General features: G+C 69.7%; 11 protein-coding genes and 3 pseudogenes. 6 read left to right on the forward strand and 8 right to left on the reverse strand.

Annotated features, from left to right (window positions below; genetic code table 11):
- The first annotated feature begins 562 nt into the window (after nucleotides 1–562).
- The 3 genes from ACZ58N_RS20370 (at nucleotide 563) to ACZ58N_RS20380 (ending at nucleotide 4,429) form a co-directional block, all read left to right on the forward strand.
- Nucleotides 563–1,822, forward strand: coding sequence for a ricin-type beta-trefoil lectin domain protein (locus ACZ58N_RS20370; RefSeq protein ID WP_471161624.1), 1,260 nt, complete (start codon nucleotides 563–565; stop codon nucleotides 1,820–1,822).
- Nucleotides 1,823–1,934: 112 nt separating this feature from the next.
- Complete coding sequence (locus tag ACZ58N_RS20375) at nucleotides 1,935–3,599, forward strand: glycoside hydrolase family 64 protein (protein WP_471161627.1); 1,665 nt, start codon at nucleotides 1,935–1,937, stop codon at nucleotides 3,597–3,599.
- A gap of 353 nt (nucleotides 3,600–3,952) precedes the next feature.
- Nucleotides 3,953–4,429 carry an ABC transporter substrate-binding protein gene (locus ACZ58N_RS20380; RefSeq protein WP_471161630.1) on the forward strand — a complete coding sequence of 159 codons (477 nt, stop codon included), beginning with the start codon at nucleotides 3,953–3,955 and terminating at the stop codon, nucleotides 4,427–4,429.
- 45 nt (nucleotides 4,430–4,474) lie between these two features.
- Here ACZ58N_RS20380 and lepB read toward each other — a convergent pair whose 3' ends face one another.
- Nucleotides 4,475–5,194: a signal peptidase I gene (gene lepB / locus ACZ58N_RS20385; RefSeq protein ID WP_471161632.1), complete on the reverse strand. Its 720-nt coding sequence runs from the start codon at nucleotides 5,192–5,194 to the stop codon at nucleotides 4,475–4,477.
- Nucleotides 5,195–5,594: 400 nt separating this feature from the next.
- On the opposite strand from lepB, the gene ACZ58N_RS20390 reads away from it, so the two are divergent.
- Both ACZ58N_RS20390 and ACZ58N_RS20395 read left to right on the forward strand, forming a co-directional pair.
- Nucleotides 5,595–7,895: a molybdopterin-dependent oxidoreductase gene (locus ACZ58N_RS20390; protein WP_471161635.1), complete on the forward strand. Its 2,301-nt coding sequence runs from the start codon at nucleotides 5,595–5,597 to the stop codon at nucleotides 7,893–7,895.
- A gap of 134 nt (nucleotides 7,896–8,029) precedes the next feature.
- Entirely contained in the window at nucleotides 8,030–8,581 is a 552-nt protein-coding gene (locus ACZ58N_RS20395; protein WP_471161638.1) for an EF-hand domain-containing protein, read from the forward strand.
- On the opposite strand, the gene ACZ58N_RS20400 is transcribed toward ACZ58N_RS20395, so the two are convergent.
- The 5 genes and pseudogenes from ACZ58N_RS20400 to ACZ58N_RS20420 all read right to left on the reverse strand — a co-directional run bounded on the left by ACZ58N_RS20400 (nucleotide 8,571) and on the right by ACZ58N_RS20420 (nucleotide 12,385).
- Complete coding sequence (locus ACZ58N_RS20400) at nucleotides 8,571–8,858, reverse strand: hypothetical protein (protein ID WP_471161641.1); 288 nt, start codon at nucleotides 8,856–8,858, stop codon at nucleotides 8,571–8,573. The genes ACZ58N_RS20395 and ACZ58N_RS20400 overlap by 11 nt on opposite strands.
- 49 nt (nucleotides 8,859–8,907) lie before the next feature.
- Nucleotides 8,908–9,387 carry a hypothetical protein gene (locus tag ACZ58N_RS20405; protein WP_471161644.1) on the reverse strand — a complete coding sequence of 160 codons (480 nt, stop codon included), beginning with the start codon at nucleotides 9,385–9,387 and terminating at the stop codon, nucleotides 8,908–8,910.
- 605 nt (nucleotides 9,388–9,992) lie between these two features.
- Nucleotides 9,993–10,919 carry a hypothetical protein gene (locus ACZ58N_RS20410; protein ID WP_471161647.1) on the reverse strand — a complete coding sequence of 309 codons (927 nt, stop codon included), beginning with the start codon at nucleotides 10,917–10,919 and terminating at the stop codon, nucleotides 9,993–9,995.
- Nucleotides 10,920–10,962: 43 nt separating this feature from the next.
- A pseudogene (locus ACZ58N_RS20415) lies at nucleotides 10,963–11,283 on the reverse strand (MerR family transcriptional regulator); the annotation flags it as partial.
- A 457-nt stretch (nucleotides 11,284–11,740) separates the two neighbouring features.
- On the reverse strand, nucleotides 11,741–12,385 hold the full coding sequence (locus ACZ58N_RS20420) for a hypothetical protein (RefSeq protein ID WP_471161650.1): 645 nt from the start codon (nucleotides 12,383–12,385) through the stop codon (nucleotides 11,741–11,743).
- Nucleotides 12,386–12,846: 461 nt separating this feature from the next.
- Here ACZ58N_RS20420 and ACZ58N_RS20425 point away from each other — a divergent pair, with 461 nt between their 5' ends.
- Nucleotides 12,847–14,055, forward strand: a complete 1,209-nt coding sequence (locus ACZ58N_RS20425) for a PP2C family protein-serine/threonine phosphatase (protein WP_471162034.1) — start codon at nucleotides 12,847–12,849, stop codon at nucleotides 14,053–14,055.
- A gap of 19 nt (nucleotides 14,056–14,074) precedes the next feature.
- On the opposite strand, the pseudogene ACZ58N_RS20430 reads toward ACZ58N_RS20425, so the two are convergent.
- Both ACZ58N_RS20430 and ACZ58N_RS20435 read right to left on the reverse strand, forming a co-directional pair.
- Nucleotides 14,075–14,856 (reverse strand): annotated as a pseudogene (locus ACZ58N_RS20430) (HTTM domain-containing protein); the annotation flags it as partial.
- A 452-nt stretch (nucleotides 14,857–15,308) separates the two neighbouring features.
- Nucleotides 15,309–15,515 (reverse strand): annotated as a pseudogene (locus ACZ58N_RS20435) (alpha/beta fold hydrolase); the annotation flags it as partial.
- Between the last annotated feature and the right edge of the window lie 146 nt (nucleotides 15,516–15,661).

A 15,661-nucleotide genomic window follows, 5' to 3' on the forward strand; every position in this document is an offset into this window, starting at 1 on the left:
CCGACCCTGCACGCGCCTGGGGTCGGCACCCCATCAGGTCCTTCCGGGCGCGAGCACCTGGAAGGACCTGCCCGGCCGGCTTCCGTCGCGGAGCCGGCCGCACCGCTCATCGAGGTGTCCGGTGTCGCGGGCCAACCCCGGCGCACCGATCGACGGCCTGTGCGCCGCCGAACTCCCCCGCATCGACGAAGAACCGTCGGCCGGGGCCGGGGCCGGAGCCGGAGCCGGGTTCATGGCGGGGAGCACGCCGTCCGGACGCCCGCGAGTCACCGCGACGGGAGCCAGCCCGGCGACCACGCCGCGTGAGGCTCCGATGCGCGCCGCTCTACATCAAGCCAGCCTTAAGGGGACGTTAAGCCGAAGGCCGCGAGAGAAAACCGCAGTTCAGAGGCATGCGGCCGGTAAGCACTGATGTTGCCATGACAGTTACCTCTCCGTGATACTCGCCGCACCGGGTGACGTTGCGTCACACCTGAGAGCGCTCTCGCCCCCCTCTTGTCACTCTTCACGGTTCGCCCGGCCCGGCCCCCTCCTCCCCCAACCCAGACAAGGAGCCACGCCCATGGCCGCCGCTCATCGCGCACGTCGCCACTCGCTCGGCGGAGTGGTGCTCCTCGTGACCGCTGTTCTGGTCGCGACGGTACTCATGTCCCTCACCCGTTCGGTCACCCCGCACGCCAGTGCCGCAATGGTCACGCAGACCTGGTCGGACGAATTCGAGGGCGCGGCCGGCCGCGCTCCTGACACCGCCAAGTGGACCCTGGAGACGGGTGGTTCAGGCTTCGGCAACCACGAGCTGCAGTACTACACCAACAGCGCCTCGAACGCCGCGCTCGACGGACGGGGCAACCTCGTCATCACCGCGCGGAAGAACACCGACGCCGGCCTCGGCTGCTGGTACGGGCAGTGCCAGTACACCTCGGCCCGGCTGAACACCGCCACAACCTTCACCCGGGCCTACGGACGCTTCGAGGCCCGCATCAAGGTCCCGCGCGGCCAGGGCATGTGGCCCGCCTTCTGGATGCTGGGCAACGACCTCGGAAGCGTGGGCTGGCCCAACAGCGGCGAGATCGACATCATGGAGAACATCGGCCGCGAGCCCAACACCGTGCACGGTACGGTCCACGGCCCCGGGTACTCCGGAGCAGGCGGCCTCGGCGCCGCGTACAACCTGCCCGACGGCCGCGCCTTCGCCGACGACTTTCACGTGTTCGCCGTCGACTGGAGCCCGAACGCACTCGTCTGGTCGGTGGACGGCACCACCTACAAGACCCTCACGCCGGCCGACACCGGCGGCAACAAGTGGGTCTTCGACCACCCGTTCTTCGTCATCCTCAACCTGGCGGTCGGTGGGGACTGGCCCGGCACCCCGGACGCCTCCACGTCCTTCCCGCAGACGATGACCGTCGACTACGTCCGCGTCTCCTCCGCAGGCGCCCCCGCCACGCGCCAGATCCGTGGCATCGGCGGCATGTGCGTCGATGTCGCCGGCGGCTCCGACACCGATCGCACCCCCATCCAGCTGCATGACTGCACCGGCGGCCCGGCGCAGCGGTGGACCATCGGCGGTGACGGCACCGTCCGCGCCCTCGGCAAGTGCCTGGACGTCGCGGGCGGCTCCCCCGCCGACGGCACCGCCGTCCAGCTCTACACCTGCAACGGCACCAACGCCCAGAGGTGGACGTACACCGCCAACCGTGAACTCATCAACAGCGGTGCGGGCAAGTGCCTGGATGCCAAGGGCAACTCCTCCGCCGACGGCACCCGGTTGCAGACCTGGACCTGCACCGGCGCCGCCAACCAGAAGTGGACGGTCGGCTGACCCACCGGCCCCCGCCCTCCCCTGGCCCCCGCCCCAGCATCCGACTGCTCTGCTCCTCCACCCGACCTCACGAAGAACGGACTCCACCGTGACGGCTCGCCACCAACGAACCATGCCCCGTAGAAAACTCCTCGCCGTGACGGCGGGCCTGGCGCTGGCCGTGCCCGCCGCGGCGGCCTGGCTCGAAATGAGCGCCAGCGCGTCCACCACCCCGACGCTCCCCCTGGACCTGGTGAACACCACCGGCAACGACACGGTGTACGCCTATGTCCTCGGCCGTGACCCCGCGGCGGGCGGCACCTGGGCCTTCATCCAGGCCAACGGCTCCAGCCTGTACCACCCGCCGGCTCCGGCCAACGACCAGACCCCGCTCGGGGTCGACTGTGCCATCCCGCTCCAGGCGTCCGGCGCCGGAGCACGGAGGGTTACGTTGCCGCGTCTGGACAGCGGCCGCATCTACTTCTCCGTCGGCACGAAGCTCACCTTCCTGGTGAACCGCGGCGGTGGTTTGGCTCTGCCGTCGGTGAGCAACCCCACCGACCCCAACGCGAACGTCCCCCACGACTTCTGCGAATTCACCTTCAACAGCGACCAGTTGTACGCCAACATCACCTTCGTCGACATGGTGTCGCTGCCGATCGCCTTCCGACTGGAGACCGGTCAGGGCGTCCAGAACGTGCGCGGGCTGCCCGCCGACGGGCTGTCCCGTGTCGCCGCCGCGCTGCGGGCCCAGTCCGTTGCCGACGGCGGCGACTGGAGCCGACTGATCGTCACCTCGGGTGGACGCGACCTGCGCGTGCTCAGCCCCAACCTGGCGATCCGCGGCAACAACACCTTGTTCCGCGGCTACTTCGACGGCTACGTCGACGAAGTGTGGAACAAGTACCGCTCCACGGACCTTCGCATCGACACCCAGTTCACCTGGGGAACCGTCACCGGCCGGGTGAACGGCGACGTCCTCGCCTTCCCCGGAGTCGGCAGCTTCGCCAAGCCGTCCACCCTTTCGATCTTCTCCTGCAGCGACGCGCCGTTCACCACGGGCAACGACCTGATGGGCAATCTCAGCGCGCGGCTCGCCGCCGCCTTCAACCGCACCACTCTGCTCGACAACCCGCACCAGCCGACCGCCGAAAATCCCGCCGCCTTCTACACCCGGCCGCGCACGAACCACTACGCACGCATCCTGCACGCCACGACCCCCGACCACCTCGGGTACGCCTTTCCGTACGACGACGTGCATCCGGCCGGCGTCGACTTCGAGGGCAAGGTGCAGTCCGGCAGCCCCGGCCGCTGGACCATCACGGTCGGCGGTGTGGCCGGCGGCGGCACTCCGACCCCGACGTCGACCGCTACCGCCCCGGGCGGCGGGGGCAGCGCCTTCACCACCATCCAGGCCGAGTCGTTCAGCGCCCAAGCCGGAGCACGGGTCGAAGCCTGCTCCGACGGTGGGGGCGGATCCGCCGTCGGCCATCTGGCCAACGGCGACTGGCTCAAGTTCACGGCCGTCGCCTTCGGCTCCACCGGCGCCACCCGCTTCGACGCCCGCGTCGCTTCCGGGGCGGCCGGCGGAGTCAGCGGCCTGGTCCAGGTACGCCTCGACAGCCCCACGGCGACCCCGATCGGCGGCTTCGCCGTCGCCAACACCGGCGGATGGCAGGCCTGGCGGACCGTCCCCGCCGACATCGGCCGTACCACGGGAACCCACGACGTCTACCTGACCTTCGACAGCGGCCAGCCCGCCGACTTCGTCAACGTCAACTGGTTCTCCTTCGCCTGAGTACTTCAGCAAGGCGCGCTTGACCTGGGGAAACGTCAAACGGTGGGAGTGTTGCGGGCAGGATCGCGTCACGGTCGGATGCTGCCCGCCCACCTCTCCAAGGACGGCCGGGGGATCGATCGTGGCAGTGGCCGGCCGCTGCTTGGCGGTGTCGACGGCAGAGTGACCGGTTCGGTGTGTGAGCCGGGGCCCAGGGGTGCCGGGGTGCGTGGGCTGCCGGAAGGCGCCCCGCTTCTGTCGCGGGCCGGCGCCGCCCGGTCAGGGGTGTTGCGGGGTGGGCTGATGGTGCGGCGCGCGGCGTCGGTGCCTCCGGGTTGCCCGCCTCTGCTCCGCCGGGTCGGTACGGTCGGCTCATGACGACCGCTCAGGGCCATGTCGAGGAACTGCTGTCCAGGATCGCCGCCGCCGGGGAGGAGAACGGCGGCAAGATCCTTGCCGATCACTACGACATGCCCAGGGCTGCCCGGGCCGCCCTGGGCGCGGCGAGTCGCAGCCTGAACAAGGCGGACCTGGAGGAGTACGTCGCAGCCTACGCCTGCTACACGGCGCGGCAGTTGCAGGTGTTGGCGAGGGATCTCGCCGGCCCGGTCGAGATCCTCGACAGCGTCGCCCTGTACGCACAGGAGGAGAGGGTGGTCACGCGGGTGTCCGGAGCAGACGGCCATCCGGTCAAGGTCGTGTTCGATGTCGTGCCCGGCCCGCCGTGGAAGGTCATCGACATCGCGGTCGAAACCGTGTCGATGACCGGCGCGCAACAGGGCGAGTTCCTCGCCGCTGTGCGGGACGGCGGCATGCCCGCCCTACTGACCACCCTCCGCGAAAGCGCTTGATCGGTTGAGGGCGAGCTCGTCCAAGGCGTGGGGAATTTCGTCGGGTCAGCTCCAGGGGTGGACGATCGCGCGCTCGGCCCGTCTGCGAACGACGCGCGAGGCGCAGGCCAGGACCCCGCTCACGATGATCAGGGCCGGACCACCGATGAGGGCGGCCTCGCCCGCCGCCCTGACCATTGTGGGGTCCCCCTCCGCGCCAACGACGCGGTACTGCACCGCCGAGAGGGGGAACGTTCCGGTCTCGGCGGTCGATGGCGTTCCCTCTTCGGCTTCGAACTGGTCACTGACCGGAGTGCGGCGGCTGTCCCCCAGAACGATCAGTCGCCCTTCGGGGACCGTCACCTCGAAGTCGGCCGAGCCCCCACTCACGACCGAGTGATCCACGTGCGGTTCGACGAGGGCCTTCCCGTTCAGCGTCAGATTGCCGTCACCGCCCCGGTAGGCCAGCGTGTCCCCTGCCAGCGCGACCACCCTGCCGATCGCCCATCCCCCGCCGGGCTGCTCGACCGTCACGTCGAAACCGACGACGTCCCCGTGCCGCACCTCATCCCCCCTGACGGTTTCCGCGTAGAAGACCTCGCCCTGCGGGTAGGCCGGGGCCATGGAATCGTCACCCATCCGGTTGGTGAAGGTGTACGAGTGCGCGAAGAAGGAATGCACGAACCCGAAACAGAGACCGACCATGCCCACGACGAGCGTCGAGACGGCCGCACGACGCAGCCCTCGCCCCGGTCTGCGTACGTCGACGTCTTCGGACCGCCCCATGTCATGCCCCTTCTCCCGGTGATGCGGGAACCCTACGACCTGGCCCCAACCCACTTGACGGCGGGAGCGGCAGCAGGACCCCGACCTCCCGCCAAGCCTCTCGCGGGGTTCCGGTTCGAGCGATGGAGAGCAAGAGGGCCGGTCGCGCCGACCATGGCTGTCCTGTGCCCCTGCCGGGCATTCCGGAGCTGCGGCGGTCCCCAGCCACGCGGGTGCGCGCCGTGGGCTGACGCTGTCCGGCGCGCGGAGAAGGCCGAGGCGGGTTGGGCCCGAGTGCGCGGGGGGAGGTTCGTCCTGCGGTGCGCCGGTGGGCACGGAACATCCCTTCGTGACGTGAGCAACGGCCTTCCGGCGCTGGGGACTTATCGGAGACGGAGTGGTGCACGTGGTGGAACGACGGATGCCGATCGCGACGCACTGGGGCAGCTTCAACGCAGTGGTCGATTCCGGGCGGCTGGTACGGATCGAGCCGCGGGAGGATGATCCCGCACCGTCACCGATCGGGCCGGGAATGGTGCGGGCGGCCGACGACAGTGCCCGCGTGCTGCGCCCGGCGGTGCGCAAGGGCTGGCTGGAGGGTGCGCCGCGCACAGGGGCCACGGCCAGGGGCTCGGACGTGTTCGTGGAGGTCGGCTGGGACGAGGCGATCGGCCTGGTGGGCGATGAGCTGCAGCGGGTGCGGGCGCGGCACGGGGACAGTGCGGTGTTCGGCGGTTCGTACGGGTGGGCGAGTGCGGGCGCGTTCCACAACGCGCAGAACCAGCTGCACCGGTTTCTGGCATTGGGCGGGGGATACAGCGATTCCCGCAACACGTACAGCACGGCGGCGCTGGAGGTGATTCTCCCCCATGTGATCGGCGGGCATCCGTGGAGCTATCAGGCGCGGATGCCGATGTGGGAGGAGATTGCCGAACACTGCGAGTTGGTGGTGGCGTTCGGCGGTCTCGCGTTGAAGAACAGCCAGATCAATCCCGGCGGGCTGGCCCGGCATCAGACGCAGGAGTTGCAGCGTCGGTGCCGGCGGGCGGGGGTGCGGTTCGTCAACGTGAGCCCGATCCGCAGCGACACCGCCGGGTTCCTCGACGCCGAGTGGCTGCCCGTGGTCCCCAACACCGATACCGCGGCGATGCTCGGTATCGCGCACACGATGCTGGTCAACGGCTGGCACGATGCGGACTTCCTGCGCCGGTGCTGTGTCGGGTTCGACCGCTTCGCCGCCTACCTGACCGGCGATCTCGACGGTGTCGTCAAGGACGCCGCGTGGGCGGCCGGGATCACCGGCATCAGCCGTGAGACGCTCACCGACCTGGCCCGGCGCCTGACCTCGCAGCGTTCTCTGATCATGGTCAACTATGCGATACAGCGTGCGGACCACGGCGAGCAGCCGATCTGGATGTCGGTGGTCCTGGCCGCCATGTCGGGGTCGATGGGCCGGTCCGGCTGCGGCTGGGGCGCCGGCTACGCGACGATGGATGCGACCGGAGTGGCCAGGGGCCGCCCGCCGGTGGCGTCGATCCCTCCGGTCGCCAACCGGGTGCCGGATTTCATTCCGGTCGCCAGGATCGCGGACACGCTGCTGCACCCGGGCCGGATCATCGACTACGACGGCCGGCGCCTGACCCTTCCCGAGCTGCGCCTGGTCTACTGGTGCGGCGGGAATCCCTTCCACCATCACCAGGACCTGCACCGGCTGGCCCGGGCCTGGCAGGCCCCCGACACCGTGGTGGTCCACGAGGCGTGGTGGAACACGACCGCCAAGTTCGCGGACATCGTCCTTCCCGCCGCCACGGGCCTGGAGCGCAACGACTTCGCCGCCGGGTTCTGCGACCCCCATCTCGTGCCGATGCCGAAGGTCCGTGAGCCGGAGGGCGAGGGGCGTACGGATCACGACATCTTCGCCGCCCTCGCGGACCGGCTCGGATACGGCAAGGAGTTCACGCAAGGCCGCTCCGAGCTCGAATGGCTCCGCCACCTCTACGAGGAGACGAGGTCCGGGCTGGGCGACGAAGGTGCCCGTCTGCCGGGGTTCGAGGAGTTCTGGCGGGGCTCGGGAGTCGAGCTGCCCGCGATCAGCGGGCCGGTCGCGGGGAGCTTCGAGGCGCTGCGTACGGATCCGCAACGGTTTCCCCTGAGCACGCCGTCGGGGCGGATCGAAATCTTCTGCGAGGAGATCGATTCGTTCGGCTACGACGATTGTGCCGGGCATCCTCGCTGGTTCGAGCCGGTGGAGTGGCTGGGGGCCGGCCTCTCGCGGCGGTTCCCACTGCATCTGATCTCCAATCAGCCGGCCTCTCGTCTGCACAGCCAGTACGACAACGGCGGCCACAGCCTGGACTCGAAGATCTTTGGCCGTGAGCCGGTGACGATCAACCCCGCGGACGCGGCCGCGCGCGGCATCGAGGACGGCATGATCGTGCGCGTCCACAACGACCGCGGCGGTTGTCTGGCCGGGGCGATCCTGTCGGACTCGGTCATGCCGGGCGTCATCCAGCTGTCCACCGGGGCGTGGTGGGACCCGGTGGCGGCCGGTCTGAGCGGCACCCTGGACCGACACGGCAACCCGAACGTCCTGACGGCCGACCGGCCGTGCTCCCGCCTGTCCCAGGGACCGAGCGCCCACAGCGCCCTCGTCGACGTCGAACCCTATGCGGAGGCCGTGCCCGGCGTCCTGGCGTTCACACCGCCACACCTCGAACACTGACACGACCGCGTACGGCCCACCCGAGGGAAAGCCCATGCCGCGACGGTGAGGCGCCCGGCAGCCGCCGCCGCTGCCGGGCGTCCCTCCCACACGCACGCGAAGCCGGGGCAAGGCAATGAATACGCTGCGTGTTCATGACCGCACTTCAAAGGCTCAAGTATCGCCAGTGGTTCAAGGGAGCCGACGTCGACGGCGACGGGTTCATCACCCAGCAGGACGTCCGCATGATGAGCGAGCGCTACATCTCCGCCCGCAACACCGCCCCCGACTCCACCACCGCCCGCCGCCTCACCCAGGGCATGGACGATTTCTGGACCAACGTCATCGCTCCCCTCGACCAGGACGGGGACGGCCGTGTCGACCTCCACGAGATGACCGCAGGGTTCAAGCGGGCCCTGACCGACCCGGCCCAGTTCCCCCACCAGATCGGACCCGTCACCGACTGCTTCTTCGACCTCGTCGACCTCAACGGGAACGGCAAGATCGAACAGGACGAGTTCCAGCTCATGTTCGATTCGATCTCCGGCGTGCCCGGCGACGACTGCGCCGAGGTCTTCACCGCCCTCGACCGGGACGGCTCCGGCGCCCTGGACCGTACCGAATTCCAGCGGGCCGTCGCGGAATTCTTCTACGGCAACGACCCCGACGCCCCCGCCAACCACCTCTTCGGCAAGATCAACCCCTGACGGCACCGACCGCAGGCCTCGGGCCCGCCCCCTCACAGGATCGGGCGACGTCCTCGGCCGGCGCTTCGAGCGTCGCCTCGATCTCCGCGTCCTGGAGGCCCAGGGCAGCCATCGACGAGGGGTCCATGGAGACGCGCAGGACGCTGCCGGTCGGGGACACTTCCCGCACATAGCCGTACGCGGTTCCCTGACCTGCGGTCACAAGGCCCGCCTCGACGAAGTAGCCGTCGGGGTCGATCTCCGCACCGGCTGCCCGGGCGACGAAGCGAAGAGCCATTGGTGTGCTGCGTGTGCTGCGTGTGCTGCGTGTGCTGCGCTGTCGGCGGTCAGCCGGAGCTGCCGGCGCCCGTGGCCGGCTGACTGAACTCGGGCATGGCTTCGCGGTCGGCGACGGTGTCGAGGGTGTCAAGGGTGTCAAAGGTGTCGAGGATGGTCCGATCACCCAGGGGATTGGAGAAGCCGGCGTTCGCCCGTTCCCTCCCGTCATCGGCGTAGCCCTTGACGCACTTCGCGCGGGCCCACTTGCCGGTGTCGACGGTGTCGGCGGTGAAGTCCTGGAAGGTGGCTCCGTTACCCGCCGCGAAGTCCTCATGCCCGGTGGGGACCTCGCAGTAGAGACGAACGATGGTCTTCGCTCTCTCGTGGGCGGGCCGATCGACCCTGACCGAAGCGATCTTCGCCAGGCCCGTCGCCTTCAAGGAGTAGGTGGAACCATCCAGCGGCAGAACACAGCTGTCACCCGTGTGGCCGGAACCGCTGAACAAGGTGACCTCGGGCCCCACCGTCTGCCGTGCAGATTCGGACATGATCTTCCTCCAGTATCGGGAACCTCACCCTTACCCCCTCAGGCACTCTCCGTAACGAGGGAACACATTGCGTGAAAGCGGGTGCGCGTCGGGCCCACCTTCGGAAGCCGGCCCGGTTTCACGGCCCGGCCGGGGGCAGGCGGCATCATCGTGGCCCCCGTCGATGGGCGACGGCATACCCTTCCGTCACCCGCCGAGGGGCCGCACGAGTTCACCCGCCTGATCGCGCACCACGCCGACCTGGAACCCACCGCCCGGCCGGACAGAGACCTTGACGCCATGACGCCGTGCGCCCGGCGACGCCCGGGCCGCTCGTACGAGCCGCCCGGGCACCGAGGGGAACCCCGACATGCCTGTACACCGCCCCTGGGACACTCCGCGCAGGCCAGGACCACACCGACCCGACCGGTCGAGGCTCGCCATCCCGCCGACCAAACGGCCTTTCAGCTCGCGGCAGTTCGCGACGCAGAAGTCCCGCCCCCGGACAAGCGGGGGCGGGACGCCACCATGAACGATCTCTGACACCGACCGGCCAACACCTCAACCCTGAGGGCCCTTCCATGACGGCCCCATCGATGTCGTGCCAGGCTGGAAACCGCTGCAGGTCACGACGTTCGGACGTGGCGCGTGTGCGCGGATCGGCAGACCGGGACGCTCCCGCCATCCGCCGCCCCGAAACGGTTGGCGTACTCCTCGTTCGACAGAATGAGCAGTACGATCGCGTCGGCGAAGTGTGGGTCGGTCAGGCCTTGGAGCTTGATGGGCAGGGCGGAGCCGGGCAGGACGATGGTCTCGTCAGGTCCTGAGCAGTGCAGGGTCCAGCCCTCTGCCGGGTCCAGGTCCGCGTTCTCGCCTGCGGTATGGCTGGTGAGTTCGGCGACCGCTTCGGTGAGGGTGTCGGTGCGGGCGACGCGTTCGGGGGATGCCTGGTCGAGGCCGGCGGCCGTGTCGGCCAGGGCGGTGATCTCCAGGTGGCCGGGCAGCGGGGTGCTCGCGAGTTCGACCGCGATGGCTTGCAGGACGTGGCGGGCTTGGTCGGCGTCGCCACCCAAGTGCAGCACACCGACGTGCTCCAGGTCGACGAGGACCAGGTGGCCGGCGCCGTCCCAGCCCAGTGAGACCAGCGCCGGGTAGGGCGCGTCTGCGCCTTGGAGGGCGTCGGTGTCGGCAAGGTCGGGGTTGGAGGCCGGGCATGTCCACAGGTCGGTCCGGCCGGCGGTGCCCGAGAAGGGGCTCATCGGTGTGGTGTCCTGGTCGAGGTGCAGTTCGACCTTTTGCTCGTGCAGGACGACGGCGGTGACCACCGGCAGTTCACGTTCGGCCGAGGCGAGGTTGAGAGCGAGGGTGCGCAGGGCGGTGTCGAGCAGGTCGAATCCGGTGGGGTGCTGGGCGGAGCGCAGGCCCTGTTCGGTGGCGGCGGCGCTGCCGGTGGGCATGGGGATGCGGCGGCCAGGCCGTCGGCGGCGCTGCTGGAGGATGCGGCGGGTGGCGAGCGTGCCGATGAGGGCGGCCGCCAGGGCACCTGCGCCCATCCAGACGGCAGCGGGCGCCAGGGTCTCGTCAGGGTCCTGCGCCAGCTTGGCGTTGTCCGTCGATTTCGGCCTCCCGCGCCACCAAGGTTTCCTCCAGCCTGCTCAGGGTCTCCTCGATATCGCGGGCTTCGTCGAAGGCGGCCCGCATGTCGTCCAGGCTGATGCCGACCGCTGCCATCTTGCGGATCCATAGCAGGCGGATCATGTCGGCGTAGCCGTAGCGGCGGCGGCCGTCTCCCCCTCGCGCCGGCTCCGGCAGCAGGCCGATCTGGTGGTAGTGGCGGATGGCGCGTGGGGTGGTCCCGGCGAAGGCGGCCGCATCACCGATCTTGACCTGACGGGGAGGCGTGATGGAGGGGTACATGAGACGGAGCCTTTCGTGCTGTGGTGCCTCGACCACACCACATGCCGCTACGGCAGGTGCAACAGCACCGTCCGGGTTCCACCGGAGCCCGGCCCCGGCTGCCGCGGTATCCGATCAACAACGACGAAGCATCCGACAACGCGGAGCGACCGTCGGCGGCCGGATTCCTCCCCGCCCAGTGGCCGCCACCAGGGATTCCCAACTGGCCGCCGCCAGACACCTTCGAGGACGGCACCACCGTCTACCGCATCCGGTGCGTCAGCAGCGAGAGCGGCGACGGGGGCCGGGCCTGCGCCGGCGGCCCACGGTCTTCGCGTGGCGGGCGGTGCGCTTCGCCACGCTGTTCCTACCTTCGGGCCGGGCCGGCCCGGGCCCATTCCAAGAACAACTCCGCCGCGCGCCGCCATCGGGCTCGCCTCTTCGCCGAGTGCGTCGACATCAGCTACGCCGAGGCCCTTCACCGCCTGGACGACGCCCACACCGCGGCCTCCGACCACCAGCACGACTCTCCCGACATCACCTTCCTCACCCCACAGCCCGACGGCGGCGGCCACACCGTGAATACCGACCTCGCCGCCCGCCGGATCGGAGCCGCGCAGCGGGAGTTGTCGTTGCGATTCTCAAGCTGTGGGTGATCGTTTACCGCCGAGTATCCATTTGTCCGGGCATGGCGCCGGCGTTCGAAGAGATACCACTTGGCCTGTCCCGGCAGTTGGCTGCGCCAGAGCCACCAGGGCAGATCGCGGCGTGGGACGAAGGCCCACAGATCGTCGTCGGCTTCGTTGCCACGTGCCTGAGTGCGCAGCAGGGCAAGGCATTCCCGATCGACGGTGCGGTGCAGTCGCGCGACGTGCGCAAGCGCCACTGTGCCTTGATGCCGCCGCGCGGGGTCGGTGGCGCGGAGCGCCTGGGCGACGCGGGGCAGGATGGTCCCGGGATCGGGGTGGTGCAGGGCGAGCCCGATGACGGCGATGCCGACGTGGCGTTCACCGCGTTCGAAGGCCGCGTCGACGATGGCCGGGTCATGGACGCCGATCAGTCCGGTCCCATGCTCCCAGTCGAGGGTTGTGGGTTGGGTCTCCGGGATCTCCTCGTGCGCCATGACCGGACAATAGGTCGAGCGGCGTGATGCGAGCCATCGGGTATCGGAGGCGCCGCAGCGCGGCAGACCTCTTTGGCCCTCCGACGAAGAGCAAGCGGCCCATGGAGCACCTCCTGCACTGCGTGCCTCGCCACCTCGGCCTCGCCGCCCCCTCCGTAATCTTCGGCGTTGACGCGCTGCGCTTCCTCGAGCTGGTCCTCCAGGACCACGATCCGGCAGGCGAGCCCGTCGGGATTTCGGCGGTGCTCGCCGCCTATGGGCGCGTGCCTGCTGTTCGGGTGAACCAGTCGGGCAGCACGGCCTGCAAGGGGGGTAGCGGACGCCTGGCGCGCGGGTCCTCGGGCAGGGTTGAGGACGGGCGGGCCCATTGTGGCGGAGGAGGGAGAGGAACGGTCATGACCTCACCTGAGCAGGGAGATCCAGGTGCCCGGCATCGGCGCGGCGGCGGGCAGCCGGCCGAGATGGACCTTGCGGGCACGCTCGCGGCAGCGGAATCCGCTTCCCCCGTCGAGTCACTGGACGTCGTCGCGCGGATGCTCAGGGACCGCTTGGACGCTGCTGCGGTCTCCTTCCTGATCGTGGACTTCACCGGATCGTCCGTGGTGCGGCTGGGAGCGGCCGACTCCGTCGAGTCCGGCGAGCCGCCTGCGCGCGTCGCTCTGCCCGGCACCCTTTACGCGGACGTGCTGCGCACCCAGCGGCAGGCCCTTCAGCGAGAGGGCGACCGACTGATCAGGGTCGTGGCGCCCGTCACCAACCGCGGCGACGCCATCGGACTGCTCGAACTGTTCCTGCAAGTTCCGCCCGACGACGACGCGTTGAGGCAGATCGGCGCGACCGCGCACGCCCTTGCATACATTGTCATCGCCAACCGGTCCTTCACCGATGTATATCAATGGGGCCGCCGTACCCGACCCCTGAGCCTGGCCGCGGAAATCCAGCACCGGCTCCTGCCTGCCTCGCTGGCCTGCGAAGCAGCCCAGTTCACGGTCGCCGGAGCCTTGGAACCGGCGACCCATGTCGGCGGTGACACCTTCGACTACGTCGTGGACCGCGACACCATGCAGTTGTCCGTCACGGACGCCATGGGTCACGACGTGGAAGCCGCGCTCCTCGCCACCCTGGCCGTGGGTGCCCTCCGTAGGGCCCGACGTGCCGGCGCCCCCCTTGAAGAACAGGCCTTCGAGGCCAACCAGGCCCTCATCGACAACGGTAGGCGGGGGTTCGTCACCGGGCAGCTCCTGCGCGTCAGCCTGCTCGACGGGAGCACCCAATTCGTCAACGCGGGGCATCCCCGGCCGCTGCGCCTGAGAAGGGGAAGCGTCGAGGAACTGGTGCCCGAGGTGGGTCTCCCCTTCGGTATCCAGCCGCTCACCTCCTACCGGGTGCAGCGACTGGACCTGCAACCGGGTGACCGGCTCGTGATGCTGACCGACGGCATGCTCGAACGTCGCGCTGTGGAGGTGAACCTGTCCTCCCTGATCGTGCGCACGGCCGACCTCCACCCCCGCGAGGCCTCCCGTGCCCTGGTCGCCGAGGTCTTGCGCGCTCACGACGGACGTCTTCAGGACGACGCGACGGTCATGTGCTTGGACTGGCACGGCACCCACCTGGCCACGCGAAGCGCTGACGCCGGGGCGGACCTCGATGAAGCATCACAGTCGGAGTAGGACCCGGTGGGCCGGCCGCTCAGCTCCGGTCGGGCGCGAGCCTCGTGGTCGGCGTGGTGTCGCTCCGTGCAGGGGTGATCTGCTGCTCGGAAGCGGGGACGCCCGGCCTGCCCTGCGGTGGTACGGATCCGAATTCCGCCGCTCGGCCGTGCGCGGGCCGCCATGTCCCCGTGCGTCGTGCGGCGCGTCGCCACAGGCGCGGCAGGAAGGCGTAGAACCGGTCGGGAAGGAAGACGGCGTCCGCGATGATCATCGCGCCGGAGAAGAGGGGCAGTCCCAGGAGCACCGCGATGCCGACGTGCATGCCCAGCAGCACGGCCAGTACGGGGTACTTGAGCTTCCCGAAGAGCACGAACGGGAAGGCGACCTGCAGGAGCACCGTCACGTAGCCGGCGATCGCGATCACCATCGGGTAATCGTCCACGAGGTGGGAGAGCGCGGGCCAGGGCTGGAAGAGTTCGAGGTTCAGCGCGTAGTGGAGAGCGGTGCCGCCGCCCCAGGTGGGTCCTGGATCTTGTACAGACCGGCTGATCCGTAGAGGAAACAGACCTGTGCCGCGATGACGAGCATGCCGCAGTTGTGCACCACAGTGGTCAAGATGGTTCGGGCGTCGAGGAGCTGCCGTACGTAGGGGCTCCGCACCGGCTCCGGAGCGTCGTCCGCGCGAGCCGTCCTGAGCCGCTCTCGGCGTGCGTCCAGGGACCAGCGCCGACCGCACGCGGTGAGGACGAGGTAGAGGGCCATCAGCAGGATCAGGTTGTCGCCCCCGTCCGTCATGAAGATCGACCTGGCATGGAACGAGGCGTTCTGGTAGAGGGGTCTCCCTCGGCGATCCGGAGTTGGCGATCACGACCGCGGGCGCGCCGGGCGTCGGTCACGGCTGTCGGCGCGCGGCGCATGGCTTTGTCATCGGTGACGTCCGCCTCGTGGTAGTGGGCTTCGACCGGCAGGCGGCGAGCGACCCGCTCCAAGTCTCCATGCCTGCGTCCCCCCATGCGGTCGCCGTCCTGTCCGAGCAGCGCCACGCGCTTGCGGCGTCGCGATACGCGGCAGCCTCCGGTCGGGTTGTCCCGCTCATCCCGCGCTACGGGTACCAGGAGGGGCCTGCGGGTCGACACCGGTGATGGCGGAGGCGTCCTTGGTCTCGCTGGGGCGCTTGGAGCGGCCCTTGGGGCCGAGGTCGTGCATCCCCTGGTCGCCGGAGCCCGTGACGCTAGGCGCGCGGCTGTCGGATCCTCCTGCGGCCCCCGTGTTCAGGAGTCGTATCGGACCGGTTCCGCTCCCGTTTGGATCAGGAAGTCGGTGAGTGCTTCGGCCAGTCGTTCGGTTTGGTCCCCGGGGATGAGGGTGGACGAGTCGGCGATGTCGATCAGCCGTCCCTGCGGGTACAGCTCGGCCAGCAGGGGCCCGTGCTCACGCGGCATCAACCGGTCCTCGGTCGCCCAGACGACCAATAGGGGGTGGAGACCGTCGGTTCCGAATCTGCCATGTCGTGTGATGCGCTTGCCGCAGGGCGATTCGGGCAGGCGCGGAGGGAACCACCGTGTCGAGCGCCGCCGCCAGCAGTTCGCCCTCGGGCGACAGCCCCCTCAGCGTGCGCGGCGCC

The organism is Streptomyces sp. NPDC040432 (assembly GCF_055595445.1).

Bases quoted from the DNA above. Each gene is read 5' to 3' on its own strand.
- ACZ58N_RS20370 (WP_471161624.1), top strand. From the start codon at position 563: ATGGCCGCCGCTCATCGCGCACGTCGCCACTCGCTCGGCGGAGTGGTG.
- ACZ58N_RS20375 (WP_471161627.1), top strand. From the start codon at position 1,935: ATGCCCCGTAGAAAACTCCTCGCCGTGACGGCGGGCCTGGCGCTGGCC.
- ACZ58N_RS20380 (WP_471161630.1), top strand. From the start codon at position 3,953: ATGACGACCGCTCAGGGCCATGTCGAGGAACTGCTGTCCAGGATCGCC.
- lepB (WP_471161632.1), bottom strand. From the start codon at position 5,194: ATGGGGCGGTCCGAAGACGTCGACGTACGCAGACCGGGGCGAGGGCTG.
- ACZ58N_RS20390 (WP_471161635.1), top strand. From the start codon at position 5,595: ATGCCGATCGCGACGCACTGGGGCAGCTTCAACGCAGTGGTCGATTCC.
- ACZ58N_RS20395 (WP_471161638.1), top strand. From the start codon at position 8,030: ATGACCGCACTTCAAAGGCTCAAGTATCGCCAGTGGTTCAAGGGAGCC.
- ACZ58N_RS20400 (WP_471161641.1), bottom strand. From the start codon at position 8,858: ATGGCTCTTCGCTTCGTCGCCCGGGCAGCCGGTGCGGAGATCGACCCC.
- ACZ58N_RS20405 (WP_471161644.1), bottom strand. From the start codon at position 9,387: ATGTCCGAATCTGCACGGCAGACGGTGGGGCCCGAGGTCACCTTGTTC.
- ACZ58N_RS20410 (WP_471161647.1), bottom strand. From the start codon at position 10,919: ATGGGCGCAGGTGCCCTGGCGGCCGCCCTCATCGGCACGCTCGCCACC.
- ACZ58N_RS20420 (WP_471161650.1), bottom strand. From the start codon at position 12,385: ATGGCGCACGAGGAGATCCCGGAGACCCAACCCACAACCCTCGACTGG.
- ACZ58N_RS20425 (WP_471162034.1), top strand. From the start codon at position 12,847: ATGGACCTTGCGGGCACGCTCGCGGCAGCGGAATCCGCTTCCCCCGTC.